The organism is Moritella sp. 28 (assembly GCF_018219435.1).
Taxonomy (GTDB): Bacteria; Pseudomonadota; Gammaproteobacteria; order Enterobacterales; family Moritellaceae; genus Moritella.
In genome coordinates this window covers 1,612,883-1,626,583 of sequence record NZ_CP056121.1, presented here as the reverse complement: position 1 = coordinate 1,626,583, position 13,701 = coordinate 1,612,883, and the positions used below count along the sequence as shown (strand labels likewise).

13 protein-coding genes are annotated in these 13,701 nt (G+C 40.1%); 6 read left to right on the top strand and 7 right to left on the bottom strand.

Annotated features, from left to right (window positions below):
* Positions 1-47 precede the first annotated feature (47 nt).
* Positions 48-1,016, bottom strand: a complete 969-nt coding sequence (locus tag HWV02_RS07280; protein WP_211679117.1) for a YheT family hydrolase — start codon at positions 1,014-1,016, stop codon at positions 48-50.
* Positions 1,017-1,208: 192 nt separating this feature from the next.
* Here HWV02_RS07280 and HWV02_RS07275 point away from each other — a divergent pair, with 192 nt between their 5' ends.
* From HWV02_RS07275 to HWV02_RS07260, 4 genes are read left to right on the top strand one after another with little or no spacing between them, the layout of a single operon-like run.
* The gene (locus tag HWV02_RS07275) at positions 1,209-2,354 is read left to right on the top strand and encodes an ABC transporter substrate-binding protein (RefSeq protein WP_211690029.1); all 1,146 of its coding nucleotides are present in this window, start codon (positions 1,209-1,211) and stop codon (positions 2,352-2,354) included.
* On the top strand, positions 2,355-4,130 hold the full coding sequence (locus HWV02_RS07270; RefSeq protein ID WP_211690028.1) for an ABC transporter permease: 1,776 nt from the start codon (positions 2,355-2,357) through the stop codon (positions 4,128-4,130).
* Positions 4,096-4,749: an ATP-binding cassette domain-containing protein gene (locus tag HWV02_RS07265; protein WP_211679114.1), complete on the top strand. Its 654-nt coding sequence runs from the start codon at positions 4,096-4,098 to the stop codon at positions 4,747-4,749. Before HWV02_RS07270 ends, HWV02_RS07265 begins: the two co-directional genes overlap by 35 nt.
* Positions 4,742-5,347: a CDP-alcohol phosphatidyltransferase family protein gene (locus HWV02_RS07260; RefSeq protein ID WP_211690027.1), complete on the top strand. Its 606-nt coding sequence runs from the start codon at positions 4,742-4,744 to the stop codon at positions 5,345-5,347. Before HWV02_RS07265 ends, HWV02_RS07260 begins: the two co-directional genes overlap by 8 nt.
* A 58-nt stretch (positions 5,348-5,405) precedes the next feature.
* On the opposite strand, the gene HWV02_RS07255 is transcribed toward HWV02_RS07260, so the two are convergent.
* Positions 5,406-5,834 (bottom strand): MarR family winged helix-turn-helix transcriptional regulator, encoded by a 429-nt coding sequence (locus HWV02_RS07255; protein WP_211679112.1) that lies wholly within the window; start codon positions 5,832-5,834, stop codon positions 5,406-5,408.
* A 16-nt stretch (positions 5,835-5,850) separates the two neighbouring features.
* Positions 5,851-6,471 carry a cytochrome b/b6 domain-containing protein gene (locus HWV02_RS07250; RefSeq protein WP_211690026.1) on the bottom strand — a complete coding sequence of 207 codons (621 nt, stop codon included), beginning with the start codon at positions 6,469-6,471 and terminating at the stop codon, positions 5,851-5,853.
* A 128-nt stretch (positions 6,472-6,599) separates the two neighbouring features.
* Here HWV02_RS07250 and HWV02_RS07245 point away from each other — a divergent pair, with 128 nt between their 5' ends.
* On the top strand, positions 6,600-7,076 hold the full coding sequence (locus HWV02_RS07245) for a cytochrome c (protein WP_211674719.1): 477 nt from the start codon (positions 6,600-6,602) through the stop codon (positions 7,074-7,076).
* Positions 7,077-7,132: 56 nt separating this feature from the next.
* A complete protein-coding gene (locus HWV02_RS07240) occupies positions 7,133-7,594 on the top strand; it encodes a hypothetical protein (RefSeq protein ID WP_211679109.1) in 462 nt (153 codons plus the stop codon).
* Positions 7,595-7,700: 106 nt separating this feature from the next.
* On the opposite strand, the gene HWV02_RS07235 is transcribed toward HWV02_RS07240, so the two are convergent.
* The 4 genes from HWV02_RS07235 to HWV02_RS07220 form a co-directional block, all read right to left on the bottom strand.
* Positions 7,701-8,135 (bottom strand): bifunctional diaminohydroxyphosphoribosylaminopyrimidine deaminase/5-amino-6-(5-phosphoribosylamino)uracil reductase RibD, encoded by a 435-nt coding sequence (locus HWV02_RS07235; RefSeq protein ID WP_211679108.1) that lies wholly within the window; start codon positions 8,133-8,135, stop codon positions 7,701-7,703.
* 222 nt (positions 8,136-8,357) lie between these two features.
* Positions 8,358-9,281, bottom strand: a complete 924-nt coding sequence (locus HWV02_RS07230; RefSeq protein WP_211679107.1) for a M14 family metallocarboxypeptidase — start codon at positions 9,279-9,281, stop codon at positions 8,358-8,360.
* Positions 9,282-9,453: 172 nt separating this feature from the next.
* Entirely contained in the window at positions 9,454-11,322 is a 1,869-nt protein-coding gene (locus tag HWV02_RS07225) for a M4 family metallopeptidase (RefSeq protein WP_211690025.1), read from the bottom strand.
* Between the two features lie 279 nt (positions 11,323-11,601).
* Positions 11,602-13,563, bottom strand: coding sequence for a hypothetical protein (locus tag HWV02_RS07220; RefSeq protein ID WP_211690024.1), 1,962 nt, complete (start codon positions 13,561-13,563; stop codon positions 11,602-11,604).
* Positions 13,564-13,701: the final 138 nt, after the last annotated feature.

The window sequence follows — 13,701 nt, the reverse complement described above, 5'->3', positions numbered from 1 at the left end:
ACTCAAGTCCCTTTACACGAGTGCAAAAATAATGACTGTAAGCCGAATTACTTCGCTAACTCGGCAATACGTTCACTTGCCCAACTTTCAAACTTCCAATTTTTAATAAACGCACAATGTCCGCCTTTCGTTTGTAAATCAATACTCAACCATTTCGATTGATGTAAATGACTGAGATGACCTGCTGGGATCATCGGGTCGTCTTCAGAGGTAATGATCGTAGTTGGTATTGCTAATTGACTTAAGCCATCATCAATAATCGAGTAAGCCTCAAAATAATCATTTCGACTAGAAAAATCTGTGTAACCGTCCACAAAGAACTGGTTCATTTCATCAAGTGTTTTTAATTTTTTCAATGCTCGACCATATCCTAACTGCGGATGATGACGCAATTTTTTGGTGAGCGAACGTTTCCACTTGGCAACAAAATATTGTTCATATATTGGAAAACCAGTACTTAACTCCGCCATAGTGGTCCGAGGGTGTAACACAGGGCAAATAGCAATTGCTTGATGTAATTTAATATCTTCTGATTTAGCGATATTAGCAACACGTAAACAAAAGTTACCGCCGAGCGAATAACCACATAACACATTATGCTTACCACCAAATTCAGCACACAGATATTTAACCGCTTCAGCAACTTCCTCTAAGCGGGATGAATTAAATAACTCAGGGTTTAAATGATGCGTATCACCATGATCTCGGAAGTTAAGGCGAAATACATCATAACCCGCATCGAGTAGCGTTTGGCCGCTTGATAGAACATACAGCGAGTCAGCACAGCCCTCCCAACCATGGAGAATAATTGCGAGCCCTTTAGTTGATGCAGGCGTATGTAGCGTTATAAAACCTTCTAACGTCACCCCTTGTGGCGTAGTTATTATATATCGTTTGGATAGACGGAGTAATTCCCTAGCGCGACGTTTTTCCAAAAATGTTCTAGGGCCAGAACTCGATAAAATTGATTGCAGGTGGTTATTGCTCAGCCCTAACGCCGGTTTAAATTTAGTCATTGTTATTCACTTCTACGCCATTACCAAAAAATGAAGCGTTCACTGTACACCATTATTCACAGTTCTAACATCTTAACGTGATTTGGCTGTCGACGGCTAAGATGTGTATATGAATATGATAACAATGCGTTATAATTAATCTTTTAAACATTACAGATTGTGATGTTAGCTCAACGAAGAAAAGGAAATTTCATGCGTAAATTACTCGTCGGTTTTGGCTTATTGTTAGTCAGTGCTTTTAGCCAAGCGGCAGACCTTAACTGGCAAACGGTTGAACAAAAAGCAAAAGGACAGACAGTCTATTTTTACGCATGGGGCGGCAGTCCAGAAATAAATAACTATTTACGTTGGGCTGATAAGCGCTTAAACAGTGAATACGGCGTACGGCTAAAACACGTAAAAGTTGGCGATATTGCAGAGGCTATAACCCGTTTAGCGGCAGAAAAAACAGCTAAAAAGAACAGTAATGGCAGTGTTGATATGGTTTGGGTTAACGGTGAAAACTTCAAATCAATGAAACGCTACGACCTCATTACCGATTCATTCGCAACGCAATTACCCAACTGGCACTATGTTGATAAAACCTTACCTGTTTATAGTGATTTTTCTGAACCAACGTTAGGCTTAGAAGCTCCTTGGGGCGTAGGTCAACTGGTGTTTATTTACGATACTGAAACCCTGAAGAGCCCACCGACAAGCTTTAACGAACTACTTGCTTACGCAATTAAACATCCAAATAAAGTGAGCTATCCCAAACCACCCTCTTTTCACGGCACCAGCTTCTTAAAAGCCGCATTATTAGAATTAGCGAGTGACAATACGCCCTTATACAAACAGGTAGATAGTAAGACGTTTACGGTAATATCAGCACCGTTATGGGATTATCTCGACAAACTTCATGCTGTAGCTTGGCATCAAGGTAAACAATTTCCAGCCAGTGCTGCCGAAACGATTCGACTGTTAGATGATGGTGAACTTGATATTGCCCTTTCATTTAACCCTAACGAAGCAACAACATCACAACAAAGCGGCAAGCTCAGTGAAACCACGGTTGCTTATGCGATGGAAGCAGGGGCATTATCTAACATTCACTTTTTATCTATCCCTTGGAATGCCAATGCAAAAGAAGGCGCATTAGTTGCGATTAACTTCTTGTTAAGCCCGGAAGCACAATCTCGTAAAGGTGATTTAGCCATTTGGGGCGATCCGACTGTATTATCATCACAATACATCACAGGATCAGCGCAAAAAACTAAATTGTTTAAATCAATTCCAGAACCACACCCAAGTTGGCAAGCTGCGCTTGAAGCTGAATGGCAAAAACGCTACGGACATTAATTGAACGCTTTATTAAGATCAATAAAAAAACAGTCGGCAACATCTATCACTTTTAAAATCATTGTGTTACTTACTGTCACCATCAGTTTTTTACCTTTATTACCCGGGCTTATTGGATTGATTTTCGCCGCATTTGGTTATATCCCCGCGATAGATAAATATACATTATCACTTGATGGTTTTAATGAGTTACTCGCTTGGCCGGGTTTGCATCAGTCTATAGTGCTAACTTTATTCGTGAGTATTTCGAGCACGTTATTAGCTGCTTTTTTTTGCTTTGCTATTTTACAATCCTGTTGGCATAGCCGATGGTGGAAACAAATAGAAACCCTACTAGCCCCTATCATGGCACTGCCACACGTCGCTTTTGCCGTTGGTTTTGCATTCCTATTTACACCGAGCGGGTTTATCGCGCGTCTTTTTGGCGAACAAATTAACTGGCAATTGATTCATGACCAATATGGTTTTGGCTTGATTGCCGCTCTGACGCTCAAAGAGATCCCATTTTTGCTGTTTATGAGTATTCCTTTACTCAAACAATTGAACATTAGCACCACCCTTATCACGGCACAAAGTCTGGGCTATAACAATGCACAAGCATGGCAAAAGATTATCTTGCCACAATGGTTACCCAAGATCCGTTTCTCGCTATTTGCAGTGATGGCCTATAGTATTTCGGTCGTTGATGTGGCGCTAATTATCGGCCCGACTCAACCGCCCACATTATCCGTACTGGTGTGGCAATGGTTAAATGATGCCGATCTTGCGACACTACCAAAAGCCTCTGCTGGAGCCTTAGTATTACTGCTTATGTGTTTAGCCAGCCTGCTTAGTATCCGTAGTGCAGAATGGTTCATCACCCTAAAATGCAGAACGTGGCTGTCAAATGGTCGATTTTCTCTGCCAATTGGTGGTAAAACTATTATCACTATCACATATTTAATCCCCCTTGTAACCTTACCTATTTTACTGCTATGGTCGTTTGCACAACGCTGGCGGTTCCCAGATATAACGCCATCGCGTTGGTCACTGCGATTTTGGCAACAAGAATGGGATTATTTGCTAGATGTCATCGCCAATAGCATCATGATCGCGTTAGTTAGTGCTACGATAGCCTTAGTTTTTGCGATTATCGTGCACGAACACAACATTAAAGCAGAGACGAGTAAGCCATTTTTAAAAGTACCACGATTACTCATCGCTATTCCGATGCTGGCACCACAGTTATCACTGCTGTTTGGCATCCAAGTAGTCACCTTATACATCACAAATCAGCATTATTATTTATGGGTCACTTGGGCACACATTTTCTTTGTTTTTCCTTATATTTTTCTTGCACTTGATGGCCCTTGGCGCAGTTATGAGCAACGCTTAGATAAAGTAGCACTAAGTTTGGGCATGCCCCCTTTCAAAGTCTGGTGGAAGATTAAACGGCCATTATTATTACCTGCGATCTGGATAGCTTGGGCTGTAGGTATCAGCGTTAGCCTTACACAATATTTACCGACCTTGATGTTAGGTGCAGGGCGCATATCAACTTTAACCACAGAAGCGGTAGCATTATCTAGCGGACAAGATCGCCGCATCAGTGCCATTTATGCATTATTACAGTCCCTTGCCCCTTTTATATTTTATATCATCGCTATTATTGCTAGCCGTAAAACGGGTTCGCTAGAACAGCAAACATCAACATCAACATCAACATCAACATCAACATCAACCAGTAGGATATCGACATCAAATGTCTCTGTCAGTCAACAATCTAACCATCCTTGATAACCATAATCAGCCCTTATTCACACCGGTATCTTTTACTGTTGCGCAAGGAGAGGTTCTCACATTAATGGGTCCGAGTGGCTGTGGAAAGTCCAGCTTATTAAGTGTGATTGCAGGGCATACATCAGCTGACTTTAGCTATCAGGGTGAGTGCTATTACCAGCAACAATTATTAAATAACTTGCCCGCAGAAAAACGGAACATCGGTATGTTATTTCAAGATGACTTGTTATTTCCGCATCTGAACATTTGGGAAAATCTCGCTATCGCATTACCAAATAAAGTGAAAAAGGCACAGCGAAAACCAAAAGCCCTTGAAACGCTAACGCAGCTAAACTTATTAACGCTAGCCGACAAAACACCTATGCAAATATCAGGTGGTCAACGCGCACGTATTAGTATGATGCGCATGTTACTTGCCGAACCTGCCGTTGTATTACTCGACGAACCATTCAGTAAGTTAGATAAATCATTACGCAGTGAATTTAGAAACTGGGTATTTGCCCAAACCATCAACAGACAACTGCCCGTATTAATGGTGACGCACGACGCTGACGATGTCCCTAACGGAAGTAAATGCCTACACTGGCCATGGAACAAGGAAAACGAGAATGCTTGACCGTTACGCTATAAAAATTATCCGTTGGCCAATTAACACAACAGCTAAACTCGTACATAAGACAGGAATAAAGGCCGATCAGGTGACCCTATTTGGTTTTATGCTTGGGTTAATGAGTTTTCCAGCATTAGCGCTGCAAGAATACAATATTGCCTTGGTGTTCATACTTTTAAATCGAATATTGGATGCTGTAGATGGTGCAGTTGCTCGGATACAAGGTATCACTGATAGTGGTGGTTTCTTAGATATCACCTTGGACTTTTTGTTTTATTCACTCGTACCGTTTGGATTTGTTGTTGCCGAACCAAACGCCAACGCTGTCGCAGGTGCATTTTTAATCTTCGCTTTTATTGGCACAGGTTCAAGTTTTTTAGCCTTTGCGATCATGGCCAGCAAACAGAAAATTGAGAACCCGGTTTATAAACACAAATCGCTGTATTACATAGGTGGTTTAACGGAAGGAACAGAAACAATTCTTTGCTTCATATTATTGTGCCTGTTCCCATCTAGTTTTACCACCATTGCATATATTTTCGCGACACTATGTTGGATCACAACAGTTTCACGTATTTGGGCTGGTTATCAAACTCTAAAGTAGATTCATAATAAATATCATTAGAGCTGAACCCTAGTCCAATTAATTACGGATAGTTCTCTTAAATATCAGCCACTATTTTTTGTAATAAACGTACGATCTCTTGCTGTTCTTCGCCTTCTAACGAACGGACTAAGTCAGCATTGATCGCAACTGGTATCGGCACTAAGTCCGTTTTTAAAGCCTTACCAGCCTCAGTCAAGTAAATACGGAAAGAGCGGCGACTATTTGGATCATCTCGACGCTCAACTAATCCTAACCCCACTAATTTATCTAATGTACGTGTTGTTGTTGAACTCTCAACTTTTGATTTTAAAGCTATGTCACGTTGTGTCACCCCTTCCTCTTCCCATAAGCACATTAAAGTCGGCCATAACGCTAATGATAATCCTCGTTTCTTTAATTCTGTATCAAAGTCTTTTGATGCTTTATTAGCAACGACATTAAGCAACCAACCGAAGCTTTTTTGACGATCAAATTTGTTTTCCATTCTATACCTATGATAATTAAGAAAGCGCAACTATTGCTATAGTAACTAATACCGCAACAATAAGCACCAACAAGGCTTTTAAATTTGATTCAAAGCGTACAGATAAAGCAACACATTTAGCTTGATATCCAGTAACCATCGCCAATACTAATGGCTTATTACATAATTTATAACCAATAATAGCACCGACATGAATAAATATTAATAGCGGCAAAATATAGAACAATAAGTTATGAATAAACGAAAAAACATCAAATAACCAATCCGTTAGCCACAATTCTGCCAATGGTAAGTTATCAGCAAAGCCAGCGAGTACTAGGCCAGAAATACATTGTAGTAATAAACAAAGTAACAGACTTATCACCATCCAACCACCAGCAGGATTATGACCAATACTCTCGACTTTCAGGCCACGTAAATATTGCCATATTACTTTTGGCGATCGAACAAACTGTTTAAAACGGCTCGTCTCACTACCAATAATGCCCCATGTCATTCGCCATATAATTAATGTGAGCAGACCTAACCCTAACTGTATATGCGGCCCTTCGCCATTATAGCCAGTAATAATAAGCGCCATAAATAATACAGCTTGTAACCAATGATATAAACGTGTTGGTAAATCCCAAATCTTCATTTTTAAACCTCTCAATTAAATGCAACAACAACACTTTACACCAAAACAGTTGCACACACAACAATTGCAGGGTAAGGTATATGGCAAGTCCACAGAGACAAACTTAAATATTTAATCAGGAGTAAGACATGCAGGTATCCCAACAAATAAACAAATTCATCGCAGCACTATCTATTACATTAGGTTTGGCAAGTATGTCAGTGCAAGCATCTGAAAAGATGTCAGTAGAACAAGGTATACAAGACGTAGAGCAACGCCAAAATGCTTTCTCAGAAATTGATGAACAACAAGAACAAATAGAAGACCTGCTTGATGATAATAACAACAACTGGCAACAGCTCATCACACTAAGTACAGCGCTAAACGCCAATTCATCCTCACTACAACATCTGTTTGTTGCAGGCAGTCAACCTGGCAGTAAAGCTAAGGACAAAGTTTGGAATGATAATGATAAATTTAAAGCCGCATTAACAAAAATGGATAATAGCTTTATAAAAATGGATAGAGCAATCAAACAGCAAGATAAGTACGCAGCTAAAGATGCACTAAAAGAAGCAAACAAGACTTGCCGTAACTGTCACCGCCAATACCGTTCACGCTGGTAAATACAGGTACAGCAATAGTCATGTAATCACTTTTATCACTCATTTAGGATGTAACCATGAATACTAAAACACTAAAAAATATACATAAAACAGCGGCGATACTTGCACTTGTACTCATCACATCATTTCTTACAAGTACCATCATTGCCGATCTATTAGCAACACCACAGCAGATTGCACTCGTTAAAAGTACCATATTCATGTTTATTCCTGGACTCATTTTAGCCATGATGGTCACCGGAATATCAGCAAAAAAACTATACCCAGGCGCGATAAAAGGCGTATTTAAGATCAAACAGACTAGGATGAAGGTTGCGGGCATCAATGGGGTGATCATTTTATTACCCGCGGCAATAATATTAGCAAGGTGGTCTGCATTAGGGCAATTCGATGGGTTATATTGGACAGTTCAAATTTTAGAAATCATCGCTGGGATGACGAACTTGACCATGATCGGCTTAAATATTAGAGATGGCATTCGTTTAGGACATAAGGAAAAAAAACGTACTACTCGCTAATATTACAATAACGGATTCAATGCGTCTAAAAGTGCTCATCGATGATGCGCAAGCAGCCAACCCGAGTGTAAATGTTAATGCAGTTAATGAGAATAACGTAAACTTACTACTTCAATAAATAAGGCGTGATAAACTCGCTCACTTCACGCTGGCAGACACCTACTTCAACCTCGGTTCCGGCATCAGTTAACACTGTAATGCCCTTACCACTGTTACGCGGGTCAGGATCAACAACTGCCACAACCACACGTTTTATATTACGACCAACAAGCGAATGAGCACAGGATGGTGTACGACCTACAAACGAACAAGGCTCTAAAGTAACATAAGCTGTTACCTCTTCCAGCGAATTGTCATATTGGGCGATAGCTTGTGCTTCGGCATGATGTTGACCAAGCGCTTGAGTAAAACCCTCGCTAACAATTCGATTATTTTTAACTAGCACACAACCAACAGGTGGATTAGGTCGACAATGTGGTAACGCTAATTTAGAAAGTTCTAATGCACGAAGCATAAACTTTTCATCATTCAATAAATCCAAAACTTATCCTTACAACGTGACTTTCGGTCAGACAATTCTGCTTCACGTTATATCATTACAATGCAATATTATACAGCGGCAGTGCGTAAACACTGATTAATCTTTGATGGTAACCGTTTTACCAGCAAAGATCGAATCGTGTACGAAATTACCGCCGTTTTTACTCACTTAATAATATTGCCCTATTCACTTTTAAAACGTAATAGAGACTTACCTCATTGTCTATTTTTCCGTTTGAAGTAAATAATCAAGACCACTGGTAATAGCAATAACCTGTGCTTGAATACAGTTCTCATCATCGACTAATGGGCTATCTGGGTATACTTCCGTTGTTGTTCCATAAATACAATCACTGAACCCAGAACATAAACCTAACGCCTTAGTGGCATAATTAATGACACCAAACTGAGCCAGTTTTTCACCAATAATACGGCCGCTATCATCGGCTGGTGCAACATGGGTAACCTTACTAACGGCATTAATAATATGCGTTTGAAATTCAGTATTCGGGTTAAGCGTATCACCCACTAAATAAAATCCGTCGGGAATACTCCAATTATCATGAACAACAGCATCACGCGCAGCCAATGCAGGTCTAAACTCGCTGTTATCTGTATCCGTCGTTTCATGCAAATCGATATGTGCAGTGATCTGAACATCAAGTTTAGCAATACATTGCATTAATGCGGCAGACTCTTCGGCTGGACTATTTTCAACAAAAGAACGGTTTGGATCAATGGCATTTGGATTCCAGCGATTAATGGTTTCATAACCCCAAGGACTAACACAAGGTGCAACCACAATATTAAACTGTGCGCTATAATTTAGCGCTTGTGTTTCAATGAAACGAATAGCACCTTGCACACCACTAGTTTCGTAACCATGGACACCACCCGTAACAAGAATGGTTGGTTTAGCATTATCCCAATGACGTGTTTTAACCACAAATAACGGAAAACGAGCCGGGTCATAAGACAGAGCACCATACTGTTCAACATCAAAATCTTGCTGTAGCGGTTCTAATTTAGCAAGAACCTCTTGCTGGTAAGTCCGTACTACGGTTTGTTTCGCCAACCATGCAGCTTTATCTTCAGCGGTCCACTTTTGACCAGGCGTACCGATTTTATATGCTTGTTCATGATCCATTTAATAACCTTCCTTAGGATAATAATGTTTAGATTTATATTATTATAATGCGCTATTAAGGTGTGGATTAACAAGAGAAAGTTTTATATTGAACAAATTGAGTAGAACGATCACCTTTACCAACAACCTAAAGTGATCACTTATTTATAAATAGAATAAAAGGCTTAGGCCATTATTGAGCCTGAATATTAAGGATCACATCCGACGTTGAACCATAACTGCGAATATCAATCTTCCAAATACCAGCTTTTGGATTATCAATTACGCAGGTTTCAATATTACCAGGTGTTTTGGAAATGCAATCCGATTTAGAAAACAATGACTTGTCTCCATGTTTTACATAAAGATCGGCATCACCCGTTCCACCAGCCAATGTCACGGTAAGACGCGTATAGCCTTCACCTAATTCTTGTTTAAAATGAGCGGGCCTAAAAAAGCTCGTCGATATATTTGATTCTGTTCTATCAATTTCAATAGCAGGTGGTGGCGTTACACTACATTCGCTGTCATCTTTGACATCGGCAACGATACCTACGGCCGTTAACGAGATCAGAACATCATCAACACTATAGCCTAAGTCACAGGCTGCATCCATAACCCCGTTACCAGCATCATCCCAATTACTGTTTGGCGTCCAGTAAAGTTGATTAGCCGTTGCGTATAAGACAAATGCTTTCTCAGTATCCCAGCCAGGCGTTGTCGCTAAGTTATAAAACGCTTTGTTATACACACCCGAGCTATGATGAACATTCATAAGATAACGATAATCCGCTTGGTTATCGATCGATTTACCATCCATCGTCGGATCACTCATAGACCGTAACGCACCACTACCTTTCAGTATTTGAGCACCGACCAACCAATCATTACTGCCATGCATATAAAATTCAGCCGCTTCACCAGCCATATCTGAGAATGATTCATTTAAACCACCAGACTTACCTGAGTATACTAGCCCAGAGTTTTGCTCTGTAAAACCATGGCTCACCTCATGCGCTGATACATCTAAACTAACCAAAGGATAAAAGGTATCTGCACCATCACCAAAGGTCATCGATTCACCATTCCAAAACGCATTCTCATAATTGTTATCATAATGAACGCGCATCACTAACTGTGATGTTAACGGAGAAACATTTAGCCAATCGTTATACATATCAAAAATGACACCACCAAAAAAGTGTGCATCGTTAAGTGGTGAATAAGCGCCATTAATCTGCTTAACGGTATTCTCTGGGCAGGTAAAACTGAATGCAGTGGCCCCTTCCTTTTCATGATTTAAATTCACCGTTTTCAACTGTTCATTGCTCATCGTACAGGTGTCACCAGACTGACTCACATTTAGCGCTTTAAAATCACTACCGTAACGATACTTCGCTGTTTTATAATTACCGCCAGGGCCTGTTGCATCTGCTGTTTGTAAGTTATCTAAATATCTAAGTACTTCACCCGACTGAGCATCCATAATATAATAAGGACGTGAGGGCTCATCTGCAATTTGGAAGAAACTCACTTCATATACTAACCTAGCAACGCCTTCATCATCCTGCCAAACTGCAAGTCGCGACGTTTCATTTTCCGTTACAATCGATTGACTCATGACTAATGGACTTGCAGGTATACTTAAGCGTTTCGCTCTTAATAATGCATCTACTTTTGTCATCAATGGTGTGATATCAAAAATATCATCAGCAATATTATTTAATACTGCACCGTGGGCACGCTTAAAAAGGCCATTCTTATTATGAGATATAACAGCCTGTTCACCAATAACAGGTAAACCAAAGTAGGTTTGCTGATAACGGGTGATCGTATCTCCATTATTATTTCGATACGTTTTAATCACACTTAAACCGTCGTTCCGTGACAGCCCCAAGAGTTGTGCAGGTGCACTCGCTAATATGCCAGGGTCAGTTAATGTAGCCGTTGCTAGCTTCTGCATACTATCACGTAAATTAACTCTTTCTGCCGCAATTGTATTTACAGAACTAAGGAGACTAAACGCAACTGCAGAAAGTATAAACTTTTTATTCGTCATCATATTGAATACCTCAAATTAAGTATGTGAAGTATTAGTAAAGCATGATTAACGGCTCGCAAAGTACCAAAGTGAGCCACACTAAAGTACCAAAATCTTAATTTCAGGATCTGAAAAATGGTTGTGGCCTATTTCCCTCCAATGAAAAGACCATAATCTAACCTTATGCTCAATAGGTAATTAACTATCAATTAGGCTAATCGAGTTCAATCAAAAATGCCCACCAGCTAGGCTGACGGGCATTTCATGGAAAATAGCGATACTCAAATTTGAATACGTTAGTTATTCAACATCAGGGACTTTCAATACACGACTCCCTAACTCACCGAAATCGGTATCATCAATACCTTGTAACGCAGTGCCTCGACTAAAGACTTTAACACTAAAATCAATGCCGTTAGTTTCAACTATTGCAAGGTAATCATGGGCAGTTTGAGCGACATCATTCCCATCTGTATACTCCATAACAACCTTAACGATGCCCTCTTCGTAAATCATCCAAGTCATTGGAATACTGACATCACCAGCGCCGTTGTTATGAGTAAACACACCACTACCATCTTGGTTAAACTGATATGTATCAATGTCATCCGCTTGGTTAAATGCATCACCAGTCGTGAGCGTAATCCCTCGGTCAATCAAACTATCACTGAATGCCGCGAGTAATTTTCCATCCTGACAAGATGTAACAACTTGTTTAAACTCATCGAGACTACGATACGTGAGAGGCACATCATTCACTTCGTCCCATCCTGAATCAAGGTCTTCACAAGCGAGTATATCAACAGAGAGATCGACACTTTTATAAGTCGTACTCCATATCGATTGACGACCGTTATCATAAACTGCAAACGTTAGGTTGCCGTTTGAGTCATCTACAAGTCGCATGACGTAATTAAGAGGTTGCTCTTCACCGTTATAAAGTTCTAAATTATCATCATCATTGATTACCCATATACGATTGTACTTAACACCGTTACGATAATAAAATGCGGTATTATCAACATTAAATACATAAGAACGAGTTTGAAGAGAACCTGTGACCCGTAAAATAGAGTTACCTGCTAAATCCATATCAGGAATCCGTTCACACGCCTCTAATTGGGCATTAAAACTCTCAATTGAAGCATCCCCGGACGTATAACGCACTTCACAGTCAGCATATTCTCCGACTTCCGAATCAAGTGGGTCTTTATCGTCAATATCAGCAACATTATCATTATCATCATCAGGATCGGCATTATTACCGATATTATCACCATCACTGTCTAACCACTCATCCGCATTGTCTGGTAATGCATCTAACGCATTAGGTACACCATCGGCATCATTATCGCTGTCTAAATCAGCTGCGCGATCAAATACAGCAATTTCAATATCGAAAGTATCTTCAGTCATTCTACTTTTAATCATTCCACTAACAGCCGTCGTCAGTTTATTAAACAGGGCATCCTCAGTGTCATCGGTAATCACAGCAATGAATTCATTTTCATCATCAGGCAATATCTTAGAACTAACTATATTCTCGGCTACGTAAGCAATATTAGGGCGACTATCCGCGATAAAATCACTTAATACATAATCTTCAGGTATACCAAAATCATTAGCAACCTTAACAACTGCCTCTTGTTTTACCACAGCTAATTGTTCTTCACTTTCACTGCCATCTGTATTGTGCGCGATCTCAATATCGACTAGGGTTGATAGTGGGGTTATTTCCATTTCACCAGGTGGTGCTGACATGACATAATTATTGGCGGCTGAACCAGTGTCTTCATCAACGGTTTGATCAAAAATTATTTTTGCAAAAGCGGAGTATTTCTCTGGGTTAACGGTATTAGTAACATCTAATTGAGCTACGCCCCCATCACCCGATAATATTGAAGGTTCATCATCACCACGTTGTTTATCACCGTCAATATCGAGCCAAACTTGCGCATTTTTTAAATACCCATCGATTACTTTTACGTTATAAAAAACGGATGTAGGAACTGTGACCACCGGAGGTATAACTACGGGTACAGGAACTGTGACCACCGGAGGTATAACTACGGGTGCAGGAACTGTGACCACCGGAGGTATAACTACGGGTGCAGGAACTGTGACAACTGGAACTGGAACTGGAACTGTGGGTGTAGTTACCTTCCCCGTGTTTTTATCATCATCATCACCACCGCCACCACAGCCAACCAGCGTGATTGAACTGGATAAGGCTAACGCTACAAATAATAGTTTTTTCTTCATGTTTTTATCCTTAACACTTCAATAACAAGAGTCAAATGCAAACAAGAAGATGGTAAATACGTACAACATTAAAGGAACATACCATCAACACATAATTACTATACTAGACACGGATATAGCTCACCGCACAAGATATTA